Source organism: Aeromonas sp. R3-1, assembly GCF_040908345.1.
GTDB lineage: Bacteria > Pseudomonadota > Gammaproteobacteria > Enterobacterales > Aeromonadaceae > Aeromonas > Aeromonas veronii.
In genome coordinates, this window is the sequence record NZ_JBFODN010000181.1 from 1 (window position 1) to 5,452 (window position 5,452).

General features: G+C 56.8%; 4 protein-coding genes. 2 read left to right on the forward strand and 2 right to left on the reverse strand.

From position 1 onward, the window contains the following. Window positions 1-57: 57 nt before the first annotated feature. Window positions 58-1,626: a flagellin gene (locus AB5Y85_RS10935; RefSeq protein ID WP_307772301.1), complete on the reverse strand. Its 1,569-nt coding sequence runs from the start codon at window positions 1,624-1,626 to the stop codon at window positions 58-60. A 293-nt stretch (window positions 1,627-1,919) separates the two neighbouring features. Between AB5Y85_RS10935 and AB5Y85_RS10940 the strand changes: the two genes are divergently transcribed. Further along, on the forward strand, window positions 1,920-3,113 hold the full coding sequence (locus AB5Y85_RS10940; protein ID WP_005336736.1) for a class I SAM-dependent methyltransferase: 1,194 nt from the start codon (window positions 1,920-1,922) through the stop codon (window positions 3,111-3,113). 349 nt (window positions 3,114-3,462) lie between these two features. Beyond that, window positions 3,463-4,647, forward strand: a complete 1,185-nt coding sequence (locus AB5Y85_RS10945) for an acyltransferase (RefSeq protein WP_257687518.1) — start codon at window positions 3,463-3,465, stop codon at window positions 4,645-4,647. A gap of 34 nt (window positions 4,648-4,681) precedes the next feature. Here AB5Y85_RS10945 and AB5Y85_RS10950 read toward each other — a convergent pair whose 3' ends face one another. Beyond that, window positions 4,682-5,110: a GNAT family N-acetyltransferase gene (locus AB5Y85_RS10950; protein ID WP_257687519.1), complete on the reverse strand. Its 429-nt coding sequence runs from the start codon at window positions 5,108-5,110 to the stop codon at window positions 4,682-4,684. Between the last annotated feature and the right edge of the window lie 342 nt (window positions 5,111-5,452).

A 5,452-nucleotide genomic window follows, 5' to 3' on the forward strand; every position in this document is an offset into this window, starting at 1 on the left:
TATGGATAGTGACCATGAATGATAGCGACCAATTGCTATGCTGGCTGGCAGCCCCGCTCAGGATTGCAGCAAACTCAGGGCCGCATTGGGGCGACTGTTTGCCTGACTCAAAATCGAAGCACTCGCCTGCTGCAAGATTTGAGTGCTGACCAAACGCGCCGATTCTACCGCCATGTCGGCGTCCCGGATCCTTGAACGGGCAGCGCTGAGGTTCTCATTGGCATTGGCCAGATTGCGTACCCGTGAATCCAGCGCGTTGGCTTGGGCCCCGAGCCGAGAACGCTGAACACCCAGCTGTTTCATACCCACATCCAGGGTTTTGATGGCCCTGCTGGCGTTGTCGTAACTCAGGACATCAATGTTATCAACGGTGTATTTCTTCTTGTCCTCTTGATAAAAACCAAGCGCATTCAAACTCGATCCCTGCATGTCAATATTGGAATACTTGTCGCCTGATGAACGAAGCTCCATCTGACCGATATACGTCGTCGATGTAACATCGGGTAACAGAGAGCTCAGAGAGGAACTACTGATCACCGGAGGCGCCGGTGGTGCTGGCTGCGGAGGGGGGGTTGTGCCATTGGCCAGCGCAAGGCTGTTGCCCTGAGCGCTATGCACGGTCAACGCATTGCTGGCGGGATTGCTGTTGTTGGAGGCACTCACATAAAAACCCAGACCTGCCGATTGCGCAGTACTGTTGATGCGTTGAACCACGGTTGCCATGATGGCACTATTTTTTGCTGTCGGATTGACCGGATCCCATCCGGTCATATCAATGCCTGTGGTCAAATCCACAGAGTGACCCGCCACATCGATATAGGAGGGTAATGCGGATAAATCGACCGCGGAGGCGACTGAAAATGGCAGTTGTTGCGCTTGTACCGGCCCCTGATTATTGGGAAAGGTGGTGCCATTAATATCTGCCACGAACGCTTCCAGGGTTGAATAGTCCTTGTCAAAAGTGACGCCATTAAGGGTGATAGGCTGAGATGAAAGCTTGAGATCAGCAATGTCATACGCCCCAGGCTTGCTTCCTGCCGGACTGCGCGCTCGCCACTCCATCTCCCCCAGATTTTTGGTCTGGGCATTGAGATCGGTAATGACGGTATTCTGTCCTGCATAGGCACCGACCAAGAAGATACCTTCGTAACGCCCCGCCAGCAGGTCCTGTCCGGCAAACCGGGTACCTGTGGCAATCCGGTCCATCTCCAACTGCAGTTGCTTGAACTCAGCATTCAGGGCTACGCGATCCTCTGCTGTATTGGCACCGCTTCCCGACTGCAGTGCCAGGGTGCGCATCCGCTGCATCAGGTTCACCGACTCATCAAGCGCCCCATCGGCGATGTTGATCACCGAGATCCCATCATTGGCGTTGCGAATAGCGGTGTTGATCCCGTTCACTTCACTGGTGAGGCGATTACTGATCTGCAAGCCTGCTGCATCATCAGCGGCACTGTTGATGCGCAAGCCGGATGAGAGTCGTCGATATACCGAATCCAGCGTGTTGGATGATTGACCAAGATGGCGAGAAGCATTGAGGGCAGAAATATTGGTAGCGATGGAGAGGAACATGGACAGCTCGATACAGGAAAGATTCAAAATGGTCTTCCCCACTATCGACATCATCAAATGACTCTTTAGCGAAAATCACTATAAAGTAAGGTTAAAACGCTTTATTGACTACATTGTGCACACATAGCGACCAACACTGAACAAAAAACAAGCATAACCAACTGTGACATATAAGATAAACAGCGTGAAACGCCAACATTGAGATTCTGCAAATCTTGCATATGCAACACTCGGGCGTTGTCCAGACGTACAATTCGTCACTCTGCCATATACCAGCAAAGGCTGGCTTAGCCGCACTATTGCACATAGAATGTGGCCCCTTTTCTTTCTACCATCGGCAAACATCCATGAGCGCTTCCATCTATCTCGTCAAAGGCCGCGAAAAATCCCTGCTGCGTCGCCACCCCTGGATCTTCTCCAAGGGGATTGAGCGAGTTCAGGGCAACCCCATTGACGGCGATACCGTCGAGATCTATGCCAACGATGGCAAGTGGCTCGCCCGTGGCGCCTGGTCAGGCAGCTCCCAGATCCGTGCCCGGGTCTGGACCTTCGACAAGGATGAGACCGTCGATCTCGACTTCTTTATCCGTCGTCTCAAATATGCGCAGGAGTCTCGCGATCCGCTGATCAAGCGTCAGGGCCTCACCGGTTATCGCCTCTGCGCCGCCGAATCCGACGGTCTGCCGGGTCTGACCATCGACCGCTACGCCGATTTTCTGGTGTGCCAAATTCTCTCCGCCGGTGCCGAGTTCCAGCGCGAGCTGATAACGCAGGCACTGCGTACCCTCTACCCCGAGTGCAGCATCTATGAGCGCTCCGATGTAGCAGTGCGCAAGAAGGAAGGGCTGAAAGAGCGCACCGGCGTCATCTATGGCGAGACCCCGAACGAGCCGGTCGTCATCGAGGAGAATGGCGGCGTCAAGATCCTGGTGGATATTCGCAACGGTCACAAAACCGGTTTCTATCTGGATCAGCGGGACAACCGTCAGGCTGCCGCCAAGTACACCGAAGGCAAGCGGGTGCTCAACTGCTTCTGCTACACCGGCGGTTTTGGCGTCTATGCCCTCAAGGGCGGCGCCAAGGAAGTGGTCAACGTCGACCTCTCCCAGAATGCGCTGGATATCGCCCGCCAGAACGCCGAGCTGAACGGGCTGGATACCAGCAACACCCAGTTTGTCCGTCACGACGTGTTCAAGCTGCTGCGTGAATATCGCGAGAAGGGCGAGAAGTTCGACGTCATCGTGCTGGATCCGCCCAAGTTCGCCGAGAGCAAGGCCCAGCTGCTGGGTGCCTGCCGCGGCTACAAGGACATCAACATGCTTGCGTTCCAGCTGCTGGCACCGGGTGGCGTGCTCTTGACCTACTCCTGCTCCGGCCTGATGGAGCAGAGTCTGTTCCAGAAGATCGTTGCCGATGCGGCGCTCGATGCCGGTCGCGATGCCCAGATCCTGGAGCTGCTCTCCCAGGCGTCTGATCACCCCATCGGTACCGCCTATCCGGAAGGCTTCTACCTCAAGGGACTGGTGGTACGCGCCCGCTGATCGGTCGTCATCTTCCCTTGTGATCAATCAGGCCCCTTGCGGGCCTGATTGTTTTGCATCGCGCCGTATAAACCTGACCCTGACGCTCGCCCCGATGACCACCCTCTCTGCTTTATTCGCGTTCCTTCTCCTCCTCTTTTGCTGCCAGCGCCCCACTTCTTCTCTGTTTAAATTACTTTGCACAATAACTGCACATTTATGATTTAAATCACATCCGTATGACTCTCTTTTCCGTAGTGTGATCCCGCCTGCGGCAGCCGAGCCGGGGCAACCGTCCCGTCAGGATTGATGGGCGGCACAACAACAAAATAGATGTCAGGCCAAGCTGAACATCACAAGGGATCCCGATATGAATCAATCATTGCCGCTGTTAACGCCGCTGCGGGGCATCGCTGCCCTGATGGTGGTGCTGTTCCATGCCCGATTATTGCTCTTTCCCCAGTGGATGGAGCCGATCGCAGGCCACACCCAACTCATCGAGAATGGCTACCTCTGGGTCGACCTGTTCTTTATTTTGAGCGGCGTGGTGCTGGCCCATGTCTATGGGGAGGCCTTCACCCACACGCCTCGCACCGTGAGCTATGGCCGTTTTCTCTGGCTGCGGCTGACCCGCGTCTACCCCCTCTATCTTGTAACCCTGCTGTTGCTGGTCGGCTGGGAGCTTTACAAGGCGCAGCACGGAGTAGGCTTCTATGCCGGCCCCCTGTTCAAGATGTGGGAGTGGGAAGGGATGCCCCCCTTCGGCTCCCCATTCACCCCGGCCGAGGCGCTGCCAAGCGCCTTCCTGCTGCTGCAGGTGGTAACCGATCACGGGTTGACCTGGAACTTCGCCGCCTGGTCCCTGAGCGTAGAGTGGATTAGCTACCTGCTGTTCCCGCTGCTTATTCCGCTGGCAGTGACCCGAAGTCGCTGGAGCCATCTCGCCCCCCTGCTGGCGCTGACGGTGCTGGCCTTTATCGTGCACAGTCGCGGCACCCTGGATGTCACCAGCGGCGCGCTTGCAGTGGGACGCGGGGTGAGTGAATTTGTGCTCGGCCTCTGGCTGCTGCCAAGGGTCAAGGCCGCAAAAGGCTTGCCCATGATGCAGCATGATCTGCCGCTGCTGGTCGCCTTTGTGCTGCCCTTCGCGCTGATGCAGTTCGCCATGACACCGCAATTGACTCTGTTGCTGATCAGCTCCTACATGCTGCTGATCTGGATTTGTGCCGCCCAAGGGGAGCGCCAGAGTCTGCTGCTGCGCCTTTTGGATAACCGCTTCACCAACTGGCTGGGGGATCTCTCCTACTCCATCTATCTGCTCCATGCGCTGGTGCTGCTCACTGGCTGCGAGCTCATCCACTATCTGGCACCGGGGCTCACCGAGTGGTGGTATGGCCAGACCAACCCGCTGCTGGGGGTAGTGGCCACCTTGCTGATGCTGGCGGTGCTGATCGGGCTCTCTTCTTTAAGTTACAACCTGCTGGAGCGGCCACTGCAACGGCGCCTGCGCCGCTGGGGCAAGTCACGGCAACCGGCGCTGGAGCAAGCCGGATAAGTTAATCTCACCCTGTCTGGATGAGTTGACGGGCTTATGCCAACTCATCCAGTACCAGTTCATCTAGGCTGCTCATCACCCAGGCGCTCGGGTGCTGGCTAAATCCGAGCTTGGGGTAGTACGCCACCGCCTGCGGCGCGGCCAGCAGGATCAGCTTGCAGCCGGGCTGCAATTGCAAAAACGTCTCGCGAATAAGGGCTTTGCCAATCCCCTGCCCCTGCACCGACTCAGCCACCGCCAGATCCGAGAGGTAGCAGCAAAAATGAAAATCGGTCACTGAGCGGGCCACACCGACCAGAGTCTCGCCCTGCCAAGCGGTGATCAGTAAATTGGCGTGATCCAGCATGCCCTGCAGGGTACCTGGATGGTCCAGCGGCCGTCTCGTCCCCAGCGAGGTCTGCACCAACAACGCCGCAAACTGCGCCGTGGTGATGGGGTGGTTAACCAAAAATGTGGTGGTCACTAAGCTCTCCTGTTGTAGATCGGCAGTTGCGTGCTGTTGGTCTCTTTGACGTTCTCTTTGCTGCATCTGTACTGCAATCAATCAGCCAGCGCCGGATCCAGACCGATGACAGGCAAGTGCGGGCAATTCCCTGCTGTTTATGTGAATTCCTGTTCGAACCCCAAGGGGCAAATGTGGCATAATGCCCCGTCCTGTGGCCCTTGGCGGGGCTGCGCTGGCGCACCTTGTCGCCCTTTTCTTCCCCGTCCGGCCTGGCGGTCTTTCATAACTGCCAGTCATCGCTGCCCCTGTTGGCACCGAGGCCACCCATATTTGCGGCTTCTTGTCTTCCTCACTACAAGG

What these genes read in the sequence shown, in the direction of transcription:
- AB5Y85_RS10935 (WP_307772301.1), bottom strand. Translation starts at nt 1,626, where the DNA reads ATGATGTCGATAGTGGGGAAGACCATTTTGAATCTTTCCTGTATCGAG.
- AB5Y85_RS10940 (WP_005336736.1), top strand. Translation starts at nt 1,920, where the DNA reads ATGAGCGCTTCCATCTATCTCGTCAAAGGCCGCGAAAAATCCCTGCTG.
- AB5Y85_RS10945 (WP_257687518.1), top strand. Translation starts at nt 3,463, where the DNA reads ATGAATCAATCATTGCCGCTGTTAACGCCGCTGCGGGGCATCGCTGCC.